Origin of the sequence: Paenarthrobacter nitroguajacolicus (genome assembly GCF_031455195.1) — a bacterium.
Classification (GTDB): Bacteria; Actinomycetota; Actinomycetes; order Actinomycetales; family Micrococcaceae; genus Arthrobacter; species Arthrobacter nitroguajacolicus_D.
The window spans coordinates 135,262-157,094 of sequence record NZ_JAVDSH010000007.1 but is presented as its reverse complement, the minus strand read 5'-3'; the positions used below and the strand labels follow the sequence as shown (position 1 = coordinate 157,094).

Annotated in this window: 16 protein-coding genes; 3 read left to right on the top strand and 13 right to left on the bottom strand. The window is 60.5% G+C overall.

Annotated elements, in window-relative coordinates; translation table 11 throughout:
* Positions 1 to 324 precede the first annotated feature (324 nt).
* Positions 325 to 912 (top strand): DUF1349 domain-containing protein, encoded by a 588-nt coding sequence (locus tag J2Y68_RS15700; protein WP_209754549.1) that lies wholly within the window; start codon positions 325 to 327, stop codon positions 910 to 912.
* Between the two features lie 110 nt (positions 913 to 1,022).
* Here J2Y68_RS15700 and J2Y68_RS15695 read toward each other — a convergent pair whose 3' ends face one another.
* From J2Y68_RS15695 to J2Y68_RS15645, 11 genes are all read right to left on the bottom strand, one after another.
* Positions 1,023 to 1,226, bottom strand: a complete 204-nt coding sequence (locus tag J2Y68_RS15695) for a hypothetical protein (RefSeq protein WP_309994730.1) — start codon at positions 1,224 to 1,226, stop codon at positions 1,023 to 1,025.
* A gap of 139 nt (positions 1,227 to 1,365) precedes the next feature.
* The gene (locus tag J2Y68_RS15690) at positions 1,366 to 2,385 is read right to left on the bottom strand and encodes an acetylxylan esterase (RefSeq protein WP_209754553.1); all 1,020 of its coding nucleotides are present in this window, start codon (positions 2,383 to 2,385) and stop codon (positions 1,366 to 1,368) included.
* An 80-nt stretch (positions 2,386 to 2,465) separates the two neighbouring features.
* Positions 2,466 to 3,731, bottom strand: coding sequence for a Gfo/Idh/MocA family protein (locus J2Y68_RS15685; protein ID WP_209754555.1), 1,266 nt, complete (start codon positions 3,729 to 3,731; stop codon positions 2,466 to 2,468).
* Complete coding sequence (locus J2Y68_RS15680) at positions 3,728 to 4,522, bottom strand: ThuA domain-containing protein (protein WP_309994729.1); 795 nt, start codon at positions 4,520 to 4,522, stop codon at positions 3,728 to 3,730. The genes J2Y68_RS15685 and J2Y68_RS15680 overlap by 4 nt, the downstream gene beginning before the upstream one ends.
* Complete coding sequence (locus J2Y68_RS15675) at positions 4,515 to 6,422, bottom strand: beta-L-arabinofuranosidase domain-containing protein (RefSeq protein WP_309994727.1); 1,908 nt, start codon at positions 6,420 to 6,422, stop codon at positions 4,515 to 4,517. Before J2Y68_RS15675 ends, J2Y68_RS15680 begins: the two co-directional genes overlap by 8 nt.
* A 73-nt stretch (positions 6,423 to 6,495) precedes the next feature.
* Positions 6,496 to 7,455, bottom strand: a complete 960-nt coding sequence (locus J2Y68_RS15670; protein WP_309994726.1) for a glycoside hydrolase family 43 protein — start codon at positions 7,453 to 7,455, stop codon at positions 6,496 to 6,498.
* A gap of 2 nt (positions 7,456 to 7,457) precedes the next feature.
* Positions 7,458 to 8,249 carry a carbohydrate ABC transporter permease gene (locus J2Y68_RS15665; protein WP_309994725.1) on the bottom strand — a complete coding sequence of 264 codons (792 nt, stop codon included), beginning with the start codon at positions 8,247 to 8,249 and terminating at the stop codon, positions 7,458 to 7,460.
* 121 nt (positions 8,250 to 8,370) lie between these two features.
* Positions 8,371 to 9,246: a carbohydrate ABC transporter permease gene (locus tag J2Y68_RS15660; protein WP_309994724.1), complete on the bottom strand. Its 876-nt coding sequence runs from the start codon at positions 9,244 to 9,246 to the stop codon at positions 8,371 to 8,373.
* A gap of 69 nt (positions 9,247 to 9,315) precedes the next feature.
* Complete coding sequence (locus tag J2Y68_RS15655; protein WP_309994723.1) at positions 9,316 to 10,548, bottom strand: ABC transporter substrate-binding protein; 1,233 nt, start codon at positions 10,546 to 10,548, stop codon at positions 9,316 to 9,318.
* 533 nt (positions 10,549 to 11,081) lie between these two features.
* On the bottom strand, positions 11,082 to 12,095 hold the full coding sequence (locus J2Y68_RS15650) for a LacI family DNA-binding transcriptional regulator (protein WP_309994722.1): 1,014 nt from the start codon (positions 12,093 to 12,095) through the stop codon (positions 11,082 to 11,084).
* Between the two features lie 151 nt (positions 12,096 to 12,246).
* The gene (locus J2Y68_RS15645) at positions 12,247 to 14,649 is read right to left on the bottom strand and encodes a carbohydrate binding domain-containing protein (protein ID WP_309994720.1); all 2,403 of its coding nucleotides are present in this window, start codon (positions 14,647 to 14,649) and stop codon (positions 12,247 to 12,249) included.
* Between the two features lie 186 nt (positions 14,650 to 14,835).
* On the opposite strand from J2Y68_RS15645, the gene J2Y68_RS15640 reads away from it, so the two are divergent.
* The gene (locus J2Y68_RS15640; protein WP_309994719.1) at positions 14,836 to 16,374 is read left to right on the top strand and encodes an alpha-L-fucosidase; all 1,539 of its coding nucleotides are present in this window, start codon (positions 14,836 to 14,838) and stop codon (positions 16,372 to 16,374) included.
* A gap of 807 nt (positions 16,375 to 17,181) precedes the next feature.
* Complete coding sequence (locus J2Y68_RS15635; protein WP_309994718.1) at positions 17,182 to 19,710, top strand: alginate lyase family protein; 2,529 nt, start codon at positions 17,182 to 17,184, stop codon at positions 19,708 to 19,710.
* Between the two features lie 729 nt (positions 19,711 to 20,439).
* Here the strand turns inward: J2Y68_RS15635 and J2Y68_RS15630 are convergent.
* Positions 20,440 to 21,393, bottom strand: a complete 954-nt coding sequence (locus J2Y68_RS15630) for an aldo/keto reductase (RefSeq protein ID WP_309994716.1) — start codon at positions 21,391 to 21,393, stop codon at positions 20,440 to 20,442.
* The gene (locus J2Y68_RS15625; RefSeq protein WP_309994714.1) at positions 21,390 to 21,713 is read right to left on the bottom strand and encodes an L-rhamnose mutarotase; all 324 of its coding nucleotides are present in this window, start codon (positions 21,711 to 21,713) and stop codon (positions 21,390 to 21,392) included. The genes J2Y68_RS15630 and J2Y68_RS15625 overlap by 4 nt, the downstream gene beginning before the upstream one ends.
* Positions 21,714 to 21,833 lie beyond the last annotated feature (120 nt).

Here is a 21,833-nt window from a genome sequence, read left to right as displayed (position 1 = left end):
GCTAAAATGACGGGAAAAATGCTGATGCTGTTCGGCAAGGCCCAGCCACTTGAGAAGACTCTCAACGAAACAGAGACACTCCAGATGGCCGGCAGCCGACGCAAAACCACGAGTAGTCTCAGGCCAGAAACATTCGGACGGCAATCTAAGGCCAGCAAAACCTGAGTCCTGCACTACGGCCAAAACAAACGATACGGGCTGCGGGCGGCAAGGATGCCAATTAGCCATTCCTGGAGGCTGTCTCGATATGCTGGGATAAGAATGGTCTGGATGACTAAATGACGGCAGCAACGGGATCTATACCCCCGAGTAAGGAATTGACGCATGACTGATATTGCCTGGACTGAGGGGACCTGGACGACGGAACCCGCGCATGTGGATTTTGCCGAAGATGGGATGCGGGTGACAGCCATCGAGAAAAGTGATGCCTGGCGCATCACTTCGTACGGATTCATTCACGACACCGAACACGCCCTCCTGACATCTTTCGAGCAGGAAACTGCCGTTGAGGTCTCCTTCCATCTTGATTTCTCGGCGCAGTTCGACCAGGCAGGCATCTTCGTCCGTGTCGATGACGCCACATGGATCAAGGCCGGTATCGAGTGGAGCGACGGCGTGGAAAGCCTCGGCGCGGTGGTGACGCGTGGCGTGTCTGACTGGTCCTTGTCTCCGGTTCCCGGTTGGGACGGCCGGCTTGTCACTGTCCGTGCCAGCAGGTCCGGCGACGCCCTCACAGTCCGGGCTCGGGCTGACAACCAGCCATGGCGCCTCGTGCGAGTAGCGCCGCTTGATCCGGAAGCTGTTGTCACCGCCGGGCCGTTTTGCTGTGCCCCTTCGCGCGAAAACCTCACCGTGCACTTCACGTCCTGGCGAACGAGTGCCGCGGACGCGAGCTTGCACCCTGACAGCTAAACATCCCGGCCCGAACCCGCACGTTCGCGTCCATCTCTGCTGCTCCCTCGAGCGCCGATAACCAACTTTTCGTCAGGCTACGACATAGGACCGTCAGGGGCGTTGTTTTCTCAGACCCGCCTTGGAACTCGGCCGATAGGGAACCCCGAGGACGAATGCGGCACCGTCGAAGACGTTCGTTTGACGACCGCGCCGATGTTCGAGGTGATAATGGGGACAAGCCGGATACCGAACACGCTGGCGCTGAGGGCCGCAACGATGTGGGAGAACTTATGGATGTAGCGGTAGCCGATGATCGCCAAGGTTGTCGACACGAGGGCAACGTCGAAGTACCCACGAAGCGCAGAGATCGGAGCATTGACAGCACGTGGGGGTCGTGATGAGGATTGTCGTCGCAAATGTACAAACCCACTCAGCAGCAGTTTAGTGTTTTCGGTCGATTAGAACTGAGAGTTAGACTAGGAGTTGGCGGAGAAATAGCGCCTGCTTTATCCAGTGGTGTTCCTGCCCTCCCTCATGGTTGTTGAATCTATACACCTCAATCGCCTTAGTTGGGCCGGGAATGGACGAATCAAAAGCGCCCGAGCCGTACGCGTTGAAGCTGGCGAAGACAGTTGAGGGCGGGCAGACGTCGTCACTTTGCCCTGCCGAGTACAGCGCCGGCGCTGTAGCCCAACGTCCGAGGTTGACGCCGTCGAAATAGCGTAGAACGTCAAGTACTTGCTCATACCGGTCCCGGTGACGTGCTAGGAAGGCGGCGATTTCCGGGTACGGGCCACGTGGGGTGATGTCGATGCCGCGCGGAAAATCCTGCAGGAACGGGACGTCGGGCAGCGCGGCCACGACGCCGTCGAGTCGGCCGGCCACCAGGCCGGAGATAGCTACCGCAATGCCGCCGCCTTGGCTTCCACCGGCGAGGACGACTTGTGCCGAATCCACCTCAGGGTGGGATTGGGCAGCCTCTACCGCCCGGAAGGCATCCGTGTACACCCGCCGATAGTAGTAATCTTCGCGGCTGCCGACGCCCCGGGTCATGAAGCCGGCATAACCCACGCCGCCAGCCGAGGGATGGGGATCATCAGTCTCACCCACCGCGGACCCGTAGCCCTGGCCACGGGTGTCCATGATGAAATGGGCGTAGCCCGCCTGTGCCCACCCTGTTTCCTGGTTCGCCAGTCCCCGCCCGCCGGAGTAGCCGACGTATTGGACTACCACCGGCAGCCGTGAACCTGAGATTCTGGTGGCAGGGAGGTGCAGCCAGCCCTTGATGGCTTCCCCACCGTATCCTGCGAAGGTCACGTCAAAGGTATCGATTACAGCAAGGTAGTTCTCCACGGGCTCAAACCTGGCATTCAAGGGGTAGGCCCTGGCATCCCCGATCGTGGCATCCCAGAACTCGCGGAGGTCTTCGGGCATCGTCACGTCGGAGGTATAGCTGCGGAGCTGGGGCAACGGGAGGTCAAAAAGTGGCATCGCGTCCGATCCTGTTGTTTCGGGAGGGTCTGGCTTTGTTAGCAGTCGGCTTCGGATTAGATTACTTTGCATGGAGGCGCCTAGGCCTGCGTTACGCACCAGTACCTGAACGGATATGGTGGCTTTCCGGCATAGCTTTGTACCGAACCAGTTACGTTTCTGAGTGGATCGGGCTGGGCACTTCCGTGCCAAGGGCCGGTCCGAGGGCGGCTGCAGCGGAGGACGGCGGCCACGTCCTGGCGTTTCTCGTCCCGGACGGCCTCTTCATAGGAACGCTCCAGGAGTGCGTCGATCTGCACCCGCCTGCCGGTGGCTGAGCTTTCGATGGCGGCTTCCACCATGGCCAGGCTGAGGATGTTCGCATGAACCTGGCCCATGGGCGCAGTCCCTGTCCGGACCGCTGAAACGAACTCGCGCAGGGATCCGTGGACGTTCGAGCCCGGGTCCTTCACCACCGCGGCGTCCAGGTGAACGCCGGCATCTACCCGACCAGCATGGTCTGCGGCGGGGGAGTCGGGGGAGGATGGGCTCACGGTCGGGGGAGTATCACCGCCCCACAGTAAAGTTCCATTTTCGCCGCCGAGCCGCCAGGCTGCTTTCCAGGAGGTTTCTTGCCCGGGGCTGCACCAGCTTCCGTTTAATACGAACCGCTCACCGCCGGACATTTCGAAGGACGCTACGGCTGCCGCGTCGCCCCGGTACCAGCTCCAGGCAGGGTTGTATTTCTCGCAGAATACGGAGACGGGGTCCGCGTTCAGGAGGAAGCGCGCCATGTCGAACTGGTGGATGGCCATGTCCAGCAATAGCGGATGGTCCATTTGGTCGCGGAATCCGCCGAAATGAGGTGCCTTGAAGAAATCGGCGGACAGGATGCCCAGCCGGCCGAGGCCGCCGGCGAGAGCCTTAGCCGCGAACAGGTCGCGATTGTAACGGCGGGACTGGCTGACCATAAAAAGCTGGCCGGTGAGTTCGGCGGCAGCGACCAGGCTCAGGCCCTGAGCCACGGTGGAGGCCGCCGGCTTTTCGCCCAGCACCGGAAGTCCGGCGATGAGCGCCTCGGTGGACACGGGATGGTGGGCGGCCGGAACGGTGACGTTGGTGACCGCCTGGGCGCCGATGTCGGAGGCCAGTTGCGCGGTTCCCTTCCCCACAGGAAGGTTAGGTTTGTCGATAGAGGCGGCGCTGGCACGTGCGGCTTCCAGGTTAAGGTCAACGATGCCGCAGAGCTCCACGAGCGGCGAGGCCTCCACCGCCCCCAGCCAGGCGTGTCCCATGGCGCCGGCGCCGACCAGCAGCACTTTCAGGGGTGTGCCGTTGTCGCCTATTGTTGCGAACGGCCTGCTCATGCGGTCGTTTCCTCGTAGACCGCGGTGGTGTCCTTGCAGCCGGCGTCTTTGTAGAACTCATCGGTGCCGTGTTGAAGCAGTTCCGGAAGTTCCCGGCGCGGCCGGTCGGTGAGTGCCCATTGGACGGCGTTGGAGATGACCTGGCGGATGTCCTTGTGGTGGTACACCGGAAAGTCCTGGTCGCCGGGGCTGAAGTAGAAGATCTTGCCGTGTCCGCGGCGGAAGGTGCAGCCGGAACGGAAGACTTCGCCGCCGCTGAACGAGCTGATGAAGACCAGTTCCTCCGGTGCGGGGATGTCGAAGAATTCGCAGTACATTTCCTGCCCATCAATGATGATGGGGTGCGGAACGCCCCTGGCGATGGCGTGCGTGGGGTCCACGGTCCACACGAGCTCGCGGTCCTGCGCGCTGCGCCAGCGCAGGGTGCAAGTGGTGCCCATGAGCTTGGTAAAGGTCTTGGACAAGTGACCTGAGTGGAGCACGATCAGCCCCATTCCCGAGAGCACATGGCGGTGCACGCGTTCCACGACCTCGTCGTCGGCGTCGCCGTGGGCCATGTGCCCCCACCAGGTCAGGACGTCCGTGCTGCCCAAGACCTCCTCGGTAAGGCCGTGCTCTGGCTCGTCCAGGGTGGCGGTGCGGACGTCGACGGCGGCAGTCAGGTTCTCCTCGAGACCCTCCTTCACTGCGCCGTGAATGCCCCGGGGATAGAGTTTTACCACGTGCTCGTGTTCCTGCTCATGCCGGTTTTCGTTCCAGACGGTGACCCTGATCGGGGCACTTTTACTCATTGAAGCTCCTTGTACTTCTGTCATCGCCGGACTCCACGGGAAAGTAGACGGTGTACTCGCCTTCAGTTACGTCGAAAAGAGGTACGAATTGTATATCCGGGGTGCGGATGGTGCGGTACGTGCCTGCATTCCACCAGTGGTGCGTCCTGGTCTCATCCGGCGCGAGAATAGTGGTGGCGTCCCCGCCGCGTGCCCGTTTGACAGGCACGCGCCGTGAGGTCAGTCCAGCGAGAACGTAAGGTCCGTCTTCGAAGGACACCACGCCAGGGGTCTCGGGAGCAGGGATGGCGCGAACCTGGGTCGGGAATTCGACGCGTACGAGATCTCCCGCCGACCAGTCGCGATCGATGAGAACCCACCCTTCTTCCTCGACGTAAGCAAGCTCATTCCCGTTGCAATACACGCGAATTGAGGCACGGACCCAATCTGGTATTCGTAGTCGCAAGGTGAATCGCGTCCTTTGGTCTGGACGCACCTCGATATCGAAGACCATTCGGTCGGGGCGCTCGGCCGGCAGATCCGGCTCCAGACGTTGGATAGCGTTTAGACCCCGCGGGGTCTCAGTTTGTCCGAACACCACACCGTCAAGAGGATCCTGCTGAATCCGAATGGCAACGCTTGCGCCGGCGATCTCGTCCCAATGCGTGTCTGAGGGTATGTATTGGCTGATGCGAAGACCGTCCTCGTCCCGCTGCACGGAGGCCGTCGCGTGGTGAGAGTGCGCTTGCAGGAGGGTGCCGTGGCAGCACCAGAAGTCGTTGGTGCGCGAACCCCATTGTTTCTCACTGCCAGGGGCGAGGGAAAGAAAGTACGTCACCATTCCTGTCTGGTGATTTTGCTGCGCAAAGATTCCGTTAACGAGGTTGCGTTCCCAGTAGTCCGCATATTGCTTTTCGCCCGTCCAGCTATACAAGATTTGCGCCAAACGCATCATGTTGTAAACAGTGCAATGCTCCTGCACACGGTGCAAACGGGAAAGCACGATCTTCGAAGGTTGCCAGACCTCTCCAGATGTAGACCCACCCGTACAGTAAGTGCCACGCGAAGTAACGGCCTGAAACCAAAACGCTTCGACGATGTCACGCCAGCGACGGTCTCCCGTAACCTCCCATGCTCTGGCAGCGCCCAGTATTTCGGGGATTTGCGTATTGGCGTGCCTGTTGGTTAGCACGTCCTCACCGCTGAGCAGGCGATCGAAGAAGCGTGGCCGGTTGTAGCGGCTCATCAAAACTGAGTATTTATTCTCGCCCGTTTCGCCGTAAAGATTCGCCCAAATCTCCAGCATCCCCCCAGTCTCTACATCCAGAACATCGTCAAGCTGCTCGCGACTCAAATGACCCGTCCACTGCACGAACCAATCAGCGAAGTGCGTGAGGAGCTTCAGCGCTGTGGCGTTGCCTCCGATCGCGTACATGTCCCACAGCCCCATGAGGATCTTGTGAACCGTATATTGGGGTGCCCACACCTCCTGACCCTGCACAACCCGGTCCATAAATCCGCGCGGAATCCCAGCCACCCACTGACCGCCATTCGCCTCTTGGCATCTGACCAGCTCTTTGACAATGTGGTTTGCTCGCGCTCGTACTTCCTCGTCGTGTGTTGATAAGTAGGCTGCAGCCGACAACCAGTGACCGAGGATATGTCCGCGAAGGTCACTCGTGGGCGATTCCCATCCCCAGTGCCAGTTTTCGGGACCGTCGGCTGCAGTTTCTCCGACAGTTGTCCCTACAGAGCCGGAGTATCGCCACAACCCCGCCTCCATGCGATAGGGGCGAAGTAAGTTCTCAGCGGTGAGACTCATCAAATATTCGCGATTCACGCGTGCTCTGGACAGAGCGGGACCCTCAAGTAGTTCGGCATCACGAGGCCCAACGAAGCCAGCCGAAATTCTCTGATTCACAAGATCTCCCGATCAGGTCAAAACGGACACTAGGGAAAGGTCGCCCGGCTACGCAGCGAGGCGATTGTTTTGTTTAGCTGGAATTATCGCTATTTGGAGCTGGGACCCGGTAGATCCCGTTGGTTTCAGCCACGCGTCGGATCGTAAGCCTTTCAAAGGTGAGTTCATTGGGCTGGTGAAATACGAGAAAGCGATTATTTCGTGTAGTGAGCAGCATTGCATGTCCGCCATCAGATCCAACGAGGGGTTGCGGTTCGTGCACCCAAGGTCCCGTTATGAGACCGGTGGAGCTGCGGGCCACGCCGACTGAATAGCCTCCTTCGCCGCCGCTGGACCAGAGGAGTGCAAGCCCCGCGTCATCGTGGATCACGAAGGGACCATCAGTGATGAACGCGAGGTCGTCGTAACCCGTTTCCTCGTTGCGAAAGGGTCGCGTCCAGGGCGCCTGCGAGGCAGTGAACAGCAGAACCGGAGCCCCACGCGAGGTCCGCAAGTCATCACTTAGACGCTGCGCATAAATCGCGCCATCCCCTGCCTGAAGCCATTCGTGGCAGAAAACCAGCCATGGCGCACCGGACGGGTCCTGGTACAAGGTGCCATCAAGACACATCCAACCACTCGGTGTGACAGGTCCGTCACTCCAGGGTTGGAACAGCCCATCTGGGGCTGCTGCTGACAGCACCTGGGTGCCGCGGCGGCCAACGCGGTCTGCGAAGGTCGCAAACATCCACCAGGCGTCATTGTAGAAATGCACTTCTGGCGCCCAAAATTGGGTTTCGCCCCAGAATCCAGGACCCGGGCGAAAGGCAGGGAAGGGGCCACTCCACAGTTCGAGGTCGTCGCTCTCGTAACGGTCGAACCCGGCCCCCGGCCCGTGCCAGGGGCTCGGATCCGTCGTCCCGAAGAGCAGGTAGCGGTCCTCGTACTCCACGATGTACGGGTCTCGGATGCCCAACTCGGACCGTTTAATCGTGGCGCGGTGTGGGTTGGTGGTTCGAAGAGCGGTTGCCTGTTGTGAGGTGTTGTTCGCCATTGTCAAGACTTCACGGCACCCATCGTGAGTCCGCTGACGATTTGCCGCTGCAAGAAGGCAAACACGATGAGTAGGGGCGCGACGCCGAGCAACGCGGCGGGGAAGAGCAAGCTCGGGTCCAGGGTGTAACTGCCAACAAGGGAGTAGGCATTCACCATCACCGTTTTTATTGATGGATCCTGCACGAAGACCAGCGGAATGAGCAGGTCATTCCAGACGCTGAGAGTCAGGAATGTGGCAAGGGTCGCAGTGACGGGTCGGAGGAGAGGGAAAAGCACAACGAAGAACGTGCGCACGGGTCCCGATCCGTCGATCGCGGCCGCTTCCTCCAGCTCGATTGGAATCTGTCGGAAGAATGATGTGTAGAAGAAGATCGCGACCGGAAGGTTGATGGCTGTGTAGGCGAGAATGATTCCCGCGTAGCTGTTCAGAAGGCCAACGTCTCGAAGCAAGAGGTACAGCGGGGCGATTAACACAAAGATCGGCACTGTCGAGCCCGCAAGGAAGAGGCGGTACACCCAGCTCGTCCACGATCGGGTGATACGTGCAAGCGGGTACGCGGCAAGCGCTCCGACGACTATGGTCAAGATCAACGCGCCGGCCAGGACGACGGCCGAGCTGAGCACCCCTTGGGCGTAGTTCATCTTCGAATAGGCGTTCGTGATGTTGTCGATCGTCAGACTCGTCGGCCAGCCAAGCGGGTCGTTGATCACGTCGGAGGGAGGGCGCAACGATGTCACGACTGTGTAGGCGAACGGGGCGAAGATCAGGACGACGGCTACGGTCAGGATCACATCGCCGACCAGCGATACAGGTCTGCGCCGCACTCCTTGTGCACCAGCCCGACGTTCCGCTCGGAATGCTGTTGGTGATGTCCGTGCTGTCGGGGGTGTGGTGATCGTTGTGTTGTGCATCTTAGATTCGCTCCTCGCGACGTCGAAGAAGGGATTGGGTCACTCCGGCAAAGAGCACGACGACAACCAGGAGGAGGACGGCGATGGTCGTGCCATAGGCGAAACTTCCCTGTCCTCCGAAGATCTTTTGGAAGATCAGCATGGTGAGGGTCGTGGTCGAACCGGCTGGTCCACCGTTCGTCATCACGAAGGGGAGTTCGAAAACTTTGAGCGACCCGAGCAGGGAAAGGGTGACGCTTACGGTTGTGGCCGGGGCTAGAAGCGGCCATTCGACCGAAACGAATCTGCGCCAGCCTGCCGCTCCGTCCATGCTCGATGCGTCGAGGAGTTCGGTCGGGAGGTTCATGTACCCGGCTAAAAAGATGGCGGCCGAATAGCCTGAAAACATCCAAATGTTGACTAGCGCGATCGCCCAGAGTGCCGTTGATGGATCGCCGAGCCACACGTGCGTCAGCGTGCCTAAACCGAGCGATTTAAGGAGGGAGTTGACAGCTCCGTCTGGCGCGAGAAGCGAGTTCCAGACGAACGCGGCCATCACGGCCGACATGAGAGTGGGAACGAGAATGATTGTGCTGCCAAGTTGGCGGACGCGCGGGCGCATGAACAGAGCCCTGGCCAGGACCAGACCGATCCCATTCTGCGCGATGACCACTACGACCGCATATGCCACAGTGACTCCCAGTGCCCGTATAACGCCGCTGTCGCTAGCCATGGTGACGTAGTTGGCCGTGCCGACGAAGTCGCCGGCATTTCCGATTTTGCTGTCCGTGGCGCTCAATACGAGTCCTTGCACCAGCGGGTACACAATTATGGCGAGGTACGTCGCCAGGGCCGGGGCCATGAAGGCGACGGCTAAGAGCGGTCTGCGGTGGATCATCGAACTTCCTTCAATCGAACTGAACAGCAGGGGTCGAGCCGGATGCCACTCGGCCCCTGCTGTCGTTGTCTACTTCGTGGGTTTGAGCTTTTCGTCGAGGTTCTTGACCGTCTGATCGATGCTTTGCTGACCAAGCCAGAGGGCTTGGATCTGTTCCTGCAGAGTCTTCTCGCCTGCGGCATCGGCCCACGTATTGGAAGGCAGAATGCGGAACCTTCCCTCGTTTACCGCCGCAGTGAAGGTCTTCGTCGCCGGCCCGGACGGGCTCTCACCGCTGGTGAACGGCGAGACTGCGTTCTCGGCCTCCAGGTACGGCGAGGCGTTCTTGCTCTCAGACCAGAACTGGACATACTTCTCTGCCGGCGACTTGGCCTTTGACTTGGCATTGACGCTGAACATAGTCCCGACGAAAAGGTTGGCATTCGAATCGGCATTGCTGGTCGCCGGCCACGGAATGAACGAGCTGTCCAGTCCTGCCTTCGTGAACGATGACTGGTTCCACGCGCCCTGCACATAGAACGCGCTCTTGCCTGCTTGGAAGTCCGAAATCCCCGTGCTCCACTCATCAACGCCGAGTTCGCTCTTGAAGTCAACGAACCCCTTAGACTGCAGGTCCATCAGTTGCTGCAGCGAGGACTTCCAAGCAGAGAAGGACGCCTTCCCTTGAACGAAATCCGCGTCGAATGTCGGATGGTCTTTGTAGACGAGGGAGGCGGCAATGGCGTTGATCGCTGCGTCTCCCGTCCACCCGCCCTTGTTGGGCAAAGAAAGTGGAGTGATGCCGGCGTCTTTCGCCTTCTGGAGGGCCGTCTCGAACTCGGGCCACGTCGCCGGTGGCGACGTGATTCCTGCCTTCTGCAGCAGGGCGTTGTTGGCGAAGAGGGAAATGCCAATCACCTCCATCGGCATCGCATAGGTCTTACTGTCGTTCTCAACGAACGGCTTGATCTCCTTGCGCACATCCCCCACCCAGGGCTGCGAAGACAGATCCTCGAGGTATCCAGAGGATCCCCAGTCCTGGACCTTGGCAGAGTCTGTCATGATGACGTCTGCGGTGTTTCCAGCGAGAAGTTCCGACTGCACACGCTGAGGGTATGCAGCTGACGGGATAAATTCGTACTGGAGCGAAATATCCGGGTTCGCCTTCTCGAACGCGGCATTGATCTCTTTCACGTTGGCTGGCTCGGCGTCGCCGCCCTTCCAGCCGTACACCTTCAGGACAGTCTTGTCGCCGGTTCCGCTTGTGCCGGTCGATGCGCAGCCCGTCATCAGGAGCGCGGACAGGGCGACAACAGCTCCCACGACCAGGCGTCCATGACGTCCTCTTGTGCTTCCTGAAGGAGCAACGTCCCTGCGATCAGGTCGGGTGCTGTTATTCATGGTGTCCTCTCCATTGAGAATTTGTAACGCTCCAAATGGGCGCATCTACAGGATGATCTCGCCAGATAGATTTGTCAAGCGGGCGCCTCGACTCCTCAGATAAGCCTAGGGAACCGTCTTGGGCAATCCCCTAAAAAAGCGCCCTGGCGGCGTATCCGCCGTGTGGTGCCCCGCCGCCTTAGCGTTTACCCCGTTCAATGAGCGCAAGCAGGGCCGTGGCCGTCCTGCCACCGGTCTGCGACTCCGTTTAACTCGCCCTGGACCGATAGCATCCCGCGGGATGCTAGCGAGGCGGCTTCGGGAGGGCCCTTGAACTCGTCCAGATCACGGCTATAAGCGCTGATCTCCTGGTTTTGGCGCAGCGGAAACGCGAACCAAAGCCAGCCTGCCATCAAGGTCAAATAGAATGACTATGCACTCTGCACAAGCTGGAATCTTGACGTGATTCCCCGGGGTCAGCGTGGAGAAGCGGTTGATTCTCGCGCTACGAGCCGGAACGGAACGCTGAGTTGTTCAGGGATCGAGTCCGGGTCGGTGAGTTGCTTGGCAAGCAGCCGGATCGCCTCATGCGCCATCCACTCTTTGTCGATGAACATCGTCGACAGCGTCGGTGAAGCAAACTGGCCGTCTTCGATGTCGTCGATTCCGATCACTGCGACGTCCTCCGGGACCTTCAGATTGCGTCGCCGAAGCGCCGACATCGCGCCTAGTGCGAGCAGGTCGTTCGCGCAGAAAACCCCGTCAAACTCGACGTTGGCGTCGATGAGCTCTTCGATTGAGCGGGCTCCGTCTTCGCGAGTCCAATCCCGAACCGCCGTGACGGGTCCGGCTTCGTGCAGGCCGGCTTCCTCCAATGCCAGGTGGAAACCGGCTTCGCGTTCTGATACGACGAACGGGTCGCCGAATGTCTTGTCGCCAATCATCACCAGTCGCGACCGGCCTTGATCCAGCAGGTGCTTGGTGGCGGCGTGTGAGATCGCCACGGAGTCGATACCGACGCGATCGACGGAGGACAACTTCGATCGCTCACCTAACAGCACGAGCGGGGCCCGGCCGCGCCTCGCCTCGATCTCTTCGTCGTCGATCACCGAGGGGCTGAATATGAGGCCATCCGCGGCTCCCAGATTCCATGAGTCCGCAGCTTCTCGTTCACGCTCCAAGAGATTGTCGGTCTGCTGAACGATCAGTCGCATGCCGGCGTCGTCGGCTGCGGCTACCGCGGCCCGTGCCAACTCGGCGAAGTAGGGCTGGGCAAAATTGGGGATCGCGAGACTCACGAGACCGGTCCGCCCCGAGACGAGATTTTGACCAATGGCTTGGGGCCGGTAGCCGAGTTTCTCGATGGCCGCGTTGACACGCTGGCGCATCGACTCCCGAACGTTTGGATGGTTTCGGATCACATTTGAAACGCTGCTCTTGGAGACGTTCGCCTCGGCGGCGACATCTTCTAGTGTTACTTGCCGGCCCATTCCCGTCCTTAGATCCGTACCTTGCCGCGCCTGAAGATCCATCGGTCCGCGGCCGATTTGGAGCGTACCAAATACAATAGCGCACCGAGAGCAATGGCGCGGCGTGGCTGTGTCGGCGATTTGCCAACACAGCCACAGGTCGCAATGGTTGCTAGCCCAGTTCCTTCAGCGCGAGGTCATCGCATGCCCCCGCGGCCGTTCCCGCGTTCTTGTAGCAATAGACGGTAGCCTGCGTGCTGGCAGTACCCGTGGTGAACACCACCGTCGCGGGAGCATATGTCGCCCCTGCCACGGTGCGGAATGACTCGGCAGCGCCGAACGACTTGACGCCGAGAGCAACCTCTTCGCCAGATATCGCGTGAAGCCATCCTGTGAGGACGTAAGTCCTCCCTGGCTGGAGCCCGTTGATCGTCTGTTGCACCCCGCTATTCGCTGGCCCGGTCACAAGCCCGAACGACCCGCTGTGGGCAGCTGACGCCGTCACGTTGACGGGGACAGACGAGGACGGTGTCCACGGTGTTGGAGAACCGGTCTCGAACCCTCCGTTGGTGACGAGGTTTCCTGGGTTGGTGAGCTTAACGATGCTGAAGTCGTCACAGTAACCCTGCCCGGTGCCATCGTTCTTGTAGCAGTAGATCGTCGCCGTCGTGTTGGTGGGTCCCGTGGTGAACGCCACGGTGTTGAGCGCCCAATCCGTGTCAGTTGACTTGCTGTAGTTCTCCGACCCGCCAAAGTTCTTGACTCCGATTGCGAGCTGCTCACCGGCGACGCCGACCTTGACCCGCGCCGAGAGGAGGTACGTGGTTGACGGAGTGAGCCCGCTAACAGTATTTTCGACTCCGCTATTGGCATTGCCCGTCTGCAAGGCCGAAGTGCCGTTGGACGCGGTACTCGTGGTCAGCGATGATCCTGCCCCACTGAGACTCCACGGTGTGAGTTCGCCCGAATCAAAGCTGCCATTTCGAACCAAGTTCGTGGTGGCGTTCTCATACGCACCGATACTGGGAACCGCCGAAATGGGCTTACCAGGGAAATCCCGGCCGCCGTTGGAGGCGATAGGCACACCGGTGCCCAATGTCGGCGACGATTCCCGGGGCTGATATGCCGTCGCGCCCCCGGAGGCTTGGGTCGCGGATTGGAGCGGACCGACTAACTGGGGCGACGAGTAGATTGTCCCGGCTGTCGGCTCATTGTTGTTACGCGGCCCATAAAGGAGGTTGTTGGCGAAGACCGAACCCGTCGTCTGAAGGTAGCCCTTGGAGCCGAAGTTCAGCACCAGGTTGTTCCGGAACTTGTAGGAACCGGACTGCGTATTGCCGGTCCGCGTTCCGACCACCGATGTCGGCCGTCCGGACGAGATGTAGATTGTGTTGTTGTAGATGTCCGGAAGGGGCGAAGCCGAGTCACTCCGGTTGGGAATGGCACCAGGAAAGTCGAACACGTTGTGCGCTCGATTGAAGTTACTAACGATCGGGCAACCGGCCGTGTTCGTGTCGTCTTCGCTTATGTTGTAGCGGACGACCGTTCCGTCGCTAGGTGCTTCGCTCCCGATCTGCTGCATCATCAGGAGAAGGCCGCCAGAGTTGTTGCGCGAGTAGTTGTACTGGATGGTCGTGTTGTGGTTACCCCAATCGACGTCAAACGCCTGGCCATCTTGCTGGTTGATAGTGCAGGCCACCGTATTGTTCTGAATCGTCGTGTCGTTGCTGCCAGCCACCCAGATCGACGCCGCAGCCGTATTGCAAATCTGACCCGCAGGCGGGCATCCGGTTGTCGCTTTGGGCCCGCCGTACGCCGCGTCGTTGCCGTCGATGAGCGCTCCGTCGCCGTTGACGACCAGGATGTCGTCACCGCCCGAGTACCGGATGTTGTTGTTCAGGATGCGGACGTTCGTCGTCAGTCCGGTACCACGACGGTTGTCCTGTGGTGTGACAGCGATGGCGATGCGGTCGACATGGTCAAGGGTATTGTTGGCGATCGTGATGTCGTTCCAGGTGGAAACGGATGTGCTTATGTCGGTTTGGATGGCGATTCCCGCGTTTGACGAGTACCAGCCGCCTGACCATCCCGAGATGTTGCGAACGGTCATGTTAGTGATGGAGATGCCTGAGAGCGTCGTCCCTGATGAGTTCTCGACCAGCACTCCGGTCCTGAACGCGGGGGATTCGGCGGCGTTGCGGACCTCGAGCCCCGAGAGTTGCCACTGCTGGACGTTGAGGAGCTTGACCACCGCGCCCACCACCCCGTTGCCGTCGATGACCGGCTTGGCGCCCGCTCCATAGCTCGTGATGACGGCGGGGCTTCCTGCCGATCCCGACCCGGAGGGTGTGAGCTGACCAACGCAGGTCGTTCCGGCCTTGAACAGGACGCGTTCGCCGGGGCCGAACAGCAGAGAGTTCACTGGTGCCAGGGAATTCCACGGACTCGCTTGGGTCCCCAAGCCGTTCGTGCTGGCCGAGCAGTCGACGAAGTGGTCTGATCCTGCGGCGTTTGCCATCGTGGCGGTGCTTTGTGCCGCCACCGTGAGGAGCACGGCGGCGAGGAGGGAAAGCATGGCTCGGGGACGGTTCGGACTTTTTAACATGGGATTTCCATTCCATTCTCCTTTGAACAGGCATCCTTGGAACGCTCCAAGTTAGGGTACACTGTGGTGCAGAATGCCCTATGCTGTCAACCCTCCATCTAGGTCGGCCTGGTCTAACGACCCCGATTTCACTGACGCTCCCGAGAAGGATCCACAATGACGTTGCCCTTGATCAACCCCGACGAGCTCCCCGTTCCGGTCGAGGTCTCTGACAACACCGCCGCTTTGGCCAGCGTGAAGCAGGTCATCGACGCCGGGCCCCACGACGCCACGTGGGAGTCACTGCAGAATTATCGAGCACCGCTGTGGTACCACGACGGCAAGTTCGGGATCTTCCTCCACTGGGGGGTGTTCTCCGTCCCCGCTTTTGGCGACGAGTGGTATTCCCGCTCCATGTACCTCGAAGGGACGGAGGCATTCGAACACCACGTCGAGACCTACGGTCCGCAGAATGCGTTCGGGTACAAGGACTTCATCCCAAGCTTCACGATGGAAAAGTTTCAGCCCGATGACTGGGCCGCGCTGTTCAAGGAGGCTGGCGCCCAGTTCGTGGTGCCGGTCGCCGAGCACCACGACGGATTCGCCCTATACAACACCGATCGTTCGCGGTGGAGCGTGACGAACATGGGCCCACGCCAGGACATCTTCCGTAAGCTCGGCGACGCAGTGGGTCATGCGTGGATGGTTGTCGGCGCGTCAAGTCATCGCGCAGAGCACTGGTTCTTCATGAACGGAGGCAGCCGGTTCGACTCCGACGTTCGAGACTCCGCCTACGCGGACTTCTACGGTCCGGCCCAGCGTGAAGAAATCGCACCGAATGAGCGATTCCTTGAGGACTGGCTCCTGCGATGCGTCGAGATCGTTGATAAGTACCGGCCACAGATCTTCTACTTCGATTGGTGGATCGAGTCACCGGCTTTCGAACCCTATTTGCGTCGCTTTGCCGCGTACTACTACAACCGCGCAGCCGAGTGGGGTCGTGAGGTCGTCATCAATTTCAAGTGGAACTCATTCACGCCGGGGAGCGCTGTCTACGACATTGAACGCGGGACCATGGGCGGCATCCGCGACGACGTCTGGCAAAACGACACGTCGGTGTCGCGAACTTCGTGGAGCTGGGTCGAAGGACAGGAGTACAAGCAAGCGCACGAGCTAATTGCCGAGCTGGCTGACACCGTCTCAAAAAACGGCGTGCTTCTCCTGAACGTTGGACCCAAGCCAGATGGCACTATCCCGGAAGATGAACGTAGGCTCCTCAAGACCATAGGGGAGTGGCTGACCCGAAACGGCGAAGCGATCTACGGCAGCCGACCCTGGACGATTCCCGGCGAGGGTCCGACCGCGGTCACGGTCGGCTCATTCGTTGACAGCTCCTCGCCCGCGTACACGGCGGCGGATGTTCGCTTCACCACACGAACCGACGTCACCGGCGACTACATCTACGCGACTTTGCTTGCACATCCGCAAGACGGCACAGCCCGCATCCGATCGTTTGGAAGCGGCGCCGGACTCCTTACCCGAGGAATCCGGGAGGTTCGGGTCCTCGGTTCTGCCGAAGACGTCGCTTGGCAGCGATCCGCTGAGTCGCTTGACGTGACGTTGCCGGCCCAATCCCAGACCGCGGCGGGTCCGGTCGTTCGGCTCTACCTCGAAGAGGAGGCTCGGCCACTCCGTCACGACTTCTTGCACGGATGAGGAGGATTTCCATGCCGGGCAACCACAGGACAGCCACGGCGAGCTGCTCGCTGAGCCGACTCCGGCTGGCCGAACGAGACGAACTACACGCCTCTCGGAGGCGCTGGGAATCCTCGCCGCGGCTCTGAATTGATTTCAGGAGAATCAAGGCATGCAAGCCGTCACATACACTGACGAACGCACATTCGCCCCTCAACGATGCCAATCCGGAACCAGCCTACGTCGGGCTCTGCGGAAGCGACCTCCACATTTTCCGTGGGCAGAATCGTTGCCACCGCGGTGGAAGCGTTCAGAGCGGACCGGCTCCTATACGGAGGTGACTGGTCAATGCCGATTGCTGCTGGTGGATAACGTCGCATCTTCAATTGGTCCAAAGAATCGATCGACCAAACTCAAACCAGGAGGAATACCTACGGCTTCGCCGGGGCGCTTGGTCGAGGTAGAGCTCGGGCTCACCCATGCGGGCATCCGTAACGACAGCATCTTCCCCGTCGGCGAACACCACTAGGCCTACTTCGAGGTCTACGAAGCAATGTCATTCTCGGAAGCATCCGCGGCTATCGGCGCAGGACTCAAAGACGCGGCAGCGGTGGACACTCACGCCAACCCGCAACCACGCCTGGACACAACACCCGACGGCGAACAGCGGCTCACGCTCAAAGGAAATCTGGAACCTCGACTAAAGCCCTGGCCGAAAAGCCTTTCAATCCCCGTTCGCGGGCCAATCAATGGCACCAACCCTTGAGGAAAGCTGGTGGCCCGTGCCGGCTCCGCTACTTATTCGTGTACGGACTAAGGAAGGTTCCCATGTTTGATAAAACCTATTTTGCTGCTGCCTCGCTCGTGTTGAGCGCGATCATGCTCACAGGTTATTGTGGCGGAAATTCGGGAAATGCCGCGACGGGAGCTGCTCCGGGGATTTCCGATGTTGGGGGCGGCACCCCGGCAGTCCCCGTAGTCACGGGGGGCACCCCGGAGGTCCCCGTTATCAAGCATCCAGGTGCTGGGCTCACCCTCTCGGATCTTCAGACGGTCAAGGCGAACGTCGATCAGGGCAAGGAGCCGTGGAAATCTGCCTTCAATCAACTGGCGAACAGTCCCACGTCCAGGCTCAGCTATGCAGGGCGTGGTGGCCCTTTCGTGAAGGTGAGCCGCGCCCCCGACGAAAATCTCTTTGCGTGGCGCACCGACATGGTTGCGATCTCGGAACTTTCGGAGATGTGGTATTTCACCCGGGATGAGCGATACGCGGTGAATGCGCGCAAGTTGCTGCTTGGATGGGCCACCACCCAGACGGAGTTCTCCGGTCGCGAGTCGATGCTTGATCTGGGCGATTACGCTTTCCAGTTCGTGGGCGGTGCGGAAATCCTGCGCAGCACCTACCCGGGCTGGACGGAGGCCGACACGGCGACGGTCAAGAAGTACTTCAAGAACGTCCTGATGCCAGCAGCAAATCCCTATGGCGAAAACTCGTTCGGGGCCGCCAACAAGGGCGCTTTGTCTCTCGTTGCCCTCGGACTGATGGCGATCTACAACGACGACAACGAGACGTTGGACAAGGTCGTCTATCAGACGCGCACACTGGCCCATATCGGGCTGCGAAATTCTAATGACATCGGCATGCTCGGCGACTCCCTCCGCGACCAGGGGCACGCCTATGGGCAGCTCGCGTCACTGACCATGCTGGCCGAGGCGCTCTGGACCCAAGGCATTGACATCTATTCCGACTTCGACAACCGCCTGCTGGCAGCGGGTGAGTATTTCGCGAGGGTAAATGAGCTCATCCCGACGACAGCCCTTCCTTTTGGCACCACCGACCGCTACTACACCTCCGACATCACCAATCGCGGCTGGGACGGCGCCAACGGCGGGAGCGTGGCGCTCACTCAGCTTTATAGCGCCTACGTTCTCCGCAAGGGTCTCCAGGCACCCTTCATCGCGCAAAGACGCCTCTGGATGCCCGTGGGCGGCACCAGTTTCATGTTCCTCAAGGACTCTGACACCTCGAAGGCGACACCGCCGCCGCCCCTGCCCATTCCTTCGACCACCTCGATCACCTCGGGGTTCAGCAGTGCTGACATTGGGGGCGCCGCACCGGCTGGCACGGCCACATACGCCAACGGCAAATGGACTGTTCAGGGAGCGGGTAACGATATCTTCTGGGGCACACAAGACGCTAGCCACTTCACCTACAAGGCCATCACAGGCAACTCCGCCATCATCGCTAAAGTCGAGTCGGTCGAGAACACCCATCCGGCTGCCGTGGCGGGCGTGATGATGCGTACAAGTCTGGAACAAGGCGCTCCCCGCGCGTGGATGGCCGTTGCGAGCAACGGCCAGGCCAAACAGAACATGCAGAAACTCGCCGTGTATGGCGGCTCGAACTATGGGACCAAAGCCATGGCCATTGCCAGCTCAACGGCCTCGTACTGGGTGAAGCTCGAGCGCATAGGGAACATCATCACCGGCTACGTTTCTCCGGACGGGACAAATTGGGCTGCCACGGACGTCGGCCGCATCGACGGCCCTGTTCCCGACACGATCTATGTCGGCCTGCTGGTCGCCTCGGTCGCCAATGGCACTCTGAACAGCTCCACCTTCAGCAACGTGCAGATCACCGGCGGCGACGGTGGTGCGCCAAGCGTCATCCCAGAGGCACCCGCCATGCTGCTGGCCTCGCCGGGCGATGGCGCCGTGCCGCTGCGCTGGCAGGCGTCCTTCGGGGCCACCGGTTACACCGTTAACCGCTCCAAGTTCAGCGGGGGCCCCTCCGAGACGATCGCGTCGGGCATCACAGGCAGCAGCTACACGGACAAGTCAGTGAGCAATGGCACGACCTACTACTACACCGTCACGGCGACTAACTCCGCTGGAACGAGCGGTAGTTCGCAGGCGGACAGCGCCACACCATTTCATCCGATGGTGAACGTCGCCACTGGTGGCATCGCAACCGACAGCGGGAACACGAGCGGCGCCATGAGGGCCTTCGACCAGAACACGGGGTCGGGATGGTTCTACAAGGGCACAACCGGCTGGCTTCAGTACGACCTCGGCCACACGGAGCGGGTCCAAAGCTATACCGTCAGCAGCACCAACGGGCTGGTCCTCCGCGATCCTAAGGACTGGCAATTCCAGGGTTCCTACGACGGCTCGACCTGGACAACGCTCGACACTCAAAGCAACCAGGGCTTTGGCCGACGCTTGGAGCTCAAGACCTACACGATTCCGAATCCCAACTTCTATCGTTACTACCGGCTCAACGTCACAGCCAACACTGGTGACGTTGACTTTACGGATCTTGGCGAATTCGGGTTGCTCGTTTCCAAGCCGCGGTGAACTCGATACTCGATTAACGGGGCTACCAAGTGAGCCTCTGCGGGCGTCGTAGCGGAAGGTGTTTAGTCCGTCGAGCTGCCTTTAGGCAGCGGCTTCGCTCAAGATGCAACCAAGCTTGTAGCTTCTCCACAGTGGCCTGACGTTCTGATGCTTATACGAAACGCCGAGAACGCGTTCCCGAAGGGCGAACGGCAGTAAACGGTGTCCCGGCAGGACAAACCGAAGAGAATCTGGACCGGTTCTTTAGGCGGTCGATCTACAGACTCCCTACCCGGCGATGTCCGCGCTTTTCTGGATGCCAGGTTTCTGCCTATCGAGATGGCCCTTCGGAAGCGGTGCTGCTTTGAGCGTCATCTCTGAAGCGGACTCGTGGTTTGTCCCTTGGCGCGGCGGGCATTTCGGTACCTTCGCGAGTGTTAGCCGATCTGAGCGAGCATGTGTGAGCCAATAACTGGCAATCATCCAACAATGCTTCGTGTCGGGCCCGTAACGACCTGCTACTCGTCCCTACCGGCGTCACGAAGCCCACGGGATCCACATCAGTGCAGGAGAGTATCCGCCACTGTGTCGTCGGCTTGGACTATGATGGCCGGTCCACTCCGGAGGTGGTCAGCTCTTGCCTGGCCTCCTCCGGGGAAAAGCTACGGTGGAGCGGCCCGTGCTGAAGCCCGAGCCAGCCGTATCCACCGGCTTCGAGGTTCCAGAATGCAGATGGCCGCCCCCGGAAGGTCACGCCGGCACCAGCGACCTGAGTCGTAGCTCTTGCCACAATTCCGCCGGAACGGGCTGGTTCATCCTGGCAATGTTTTGCGTTATCTGGGCCGGGTTTGAGGCGCCGACCAGAACAGTGCGGACCGCAGGGTGCAGGAGACTGAACTGGAGCGCAGCTGTTGGCAGTTCCACGCCGTATTCGGCGGAGCATGCCGCGAGCTGGCGTGCATGGTCCAGGATCTCCTTGGGCGCGGGCGCGTAGTTGTAGTGAGCGTCGTCGCTGATCGTGGTGCGGGCGAGGAGACCTGAGTTGTAGACGCCCACGTTCACGACGCCCACCCCGCGCTCGATGCAGGCTGGAAGGAGATGCTCTTGGGCGGGTTGTTCAAGCAGGGTGTAGCGTCCGGCCAGCATCACCAGGTCGAGCTCGGATCGCTGCACACATTTCACGAGGGCACCGCTGGAGTTGGAACCGACTCCGATTGCCTTGACCAGGCCTTCGGCGCGCAGCTTCTCCATCGCGGGAAGCGCCTGGGTTATGCCGGCTTCCAAGTCGTAGGCGTCGGGGTCGTGAAGGTAGAGGATGTCCACGCGGTCCAGGCCGAGACGATCAAGTGAGTCCTCCAGGCTTCGCCGGACGCCTGCCTCCGTGGGGTCCCAGACCCGCCGGAAGTCTGCCGGGACATCGAAGCCTTCGTCATCCCGCGCGCTCTCCATGTTGTCAGCAGGTGCGAGGAGCCGGCCGACCTTGGTGGACACCAGGAATTCGTCCCGTGGCTTGCCGCGAAGGGCGAGGCCAAGCCTGCGTTCCGAGAGACCGAGGCCGTAATGCGGCGCAGTATCGAAGTACCGGATGCCGCCGGCCCAGGCAGACTCGACGGTTGCTTGGGCGACGACGTCGTCCACGACACTGTAGAGGTTTCCAATGCCGGCGGCCCCGAAACCGAGCCGATCGAAAGAGACTTGGCTCATGGCCGTTCCCACAGTTCCCACACCTTGGGGATGCCCCGGTCGTCACCCGAGTAGTCATCCTCCACGGCCAGCAGGGTGGACATCCGTTCTTGCCAGACAACGTTGCTCGGGTTCTCAGCCAGCGCGTGCCGCATGGCCTTATAGTCCCGGACTTCCACAAGGTGGAACAGGTCCTCGCCGCTCCGCCAGATCCGCCAGTTCAGAACTCCAGCGTCCCGCAATGCGGCCACCAGCTCCGCGGGGATATTCGCGTGCGCCACCTCGTATTCCTCGACCGCGCCGGGCTTGAGGCGGGTGTGCAGGGCGATGGTTTCGATCATGCTACACCCCGGGCTTCAGGAAGGGTTCGACAAACGGGCACCGCGACCATGCCGAGCCGGGCCTCCGTAAACCAAGGTGCGTGCGGGATCATTGGTGACTCCTGATCGAGCTTTGTAAGT

What these genes read in the sequence shown, in the direction of transcription:
- J2Y68_RS15700 (WP_209754549.1), top strand. Translation starts at nt 325, where the DNA reads ATGACTGATATTGCCTGGACTGAGGGGACCTGGACGACGGAACCCGCG.
- J2Y68_RS15690 (WP_209754553.1), bottom strand. Translation starts at nt 2,385, where the DNA reads ATGCCACTTTTTGACCTCCCGTTGCCCCAGCTCCGCAGCTATACCTCC.
- J2Y68_RS15685 (WP_209754555.1), bottom strand. Translation starts at nt 3,731, where the DNA reads ATGAGCAGGCCGTTCGCAACAATAGGCGACAACGGCACACCCCTGAAA.
- J2Y68_RS15680 (WP_309994729.1), bottom strand. Translation starts at nt 4,522, where the DNA reads ATGAGTAAAAGTGCCCCGATCAGGGTCACCGTCTGGAACGAAAACCGG.
- J2Y68_RS15670 (WP_309994726.1), bottom strand. Translation starts at nt 7,455, where the DNA reads ATGGCGAACAACACCTCACAACAGGCAACCGCTCTTCGAACCACCAAC.
- J2Y68_RS15660 (WP_309994724.1), bottom strand. Translation starts at nt 9,246, where the DNA reads ATGATCCACCGCAGACCGCTCTTAGCCGTCGCCTTCATGGCCCCGGCC.
- J2Y68_RS15650 (WP_309994722.1), bottom strand. Translation starts at nt 12,095, where the DNA reads ATGGGCCGGCAAGTAACACTAGAAGATGTCGCCGCCGAGGCGAACGTC.
- J2Y68_RS15645 (WP_309994720.1), bottom strand. Translation starts at nt 14,649, where the DNA reads ATGCTTTCCCTCCTCGCCGCCGTGCTCCTCACGGTGGCGGCACAAAGC.
- J2Y68_RS15640 (WP_309994719.1), top strand. Translation starts at nt 14,836, where the DNA reads ATGACGTTGCCCTTGATCAACCCCGACGAGCTCCCCGTTCCGGTCGAG.
- J2Y68_RS15635 (WP_309994718.1), top strand. Translation starts at nt 17,182, where the DNA reads ATGTTTGATAAAACCTATTTTGCTGCTGCCTCGCTCGTGTTGAGCGCG.
- J2Y68_RS15630 (WP_309994716.1), bottom strand. Translation starts at nt 21,393, where the DNA reads ATGAGCCAAGTCTCTTTCGATCGGCTCGGTTTCGGGGCCGCCGGCATT.
- J2Y68_RS15625 (WP_309994714.1), bottom strand. Translation starts at nt 21,713, where the DNA reads ATGATCGAAACCATCGCCCTGCACACCCGCCTCAAGCCCGGCGCGGTC.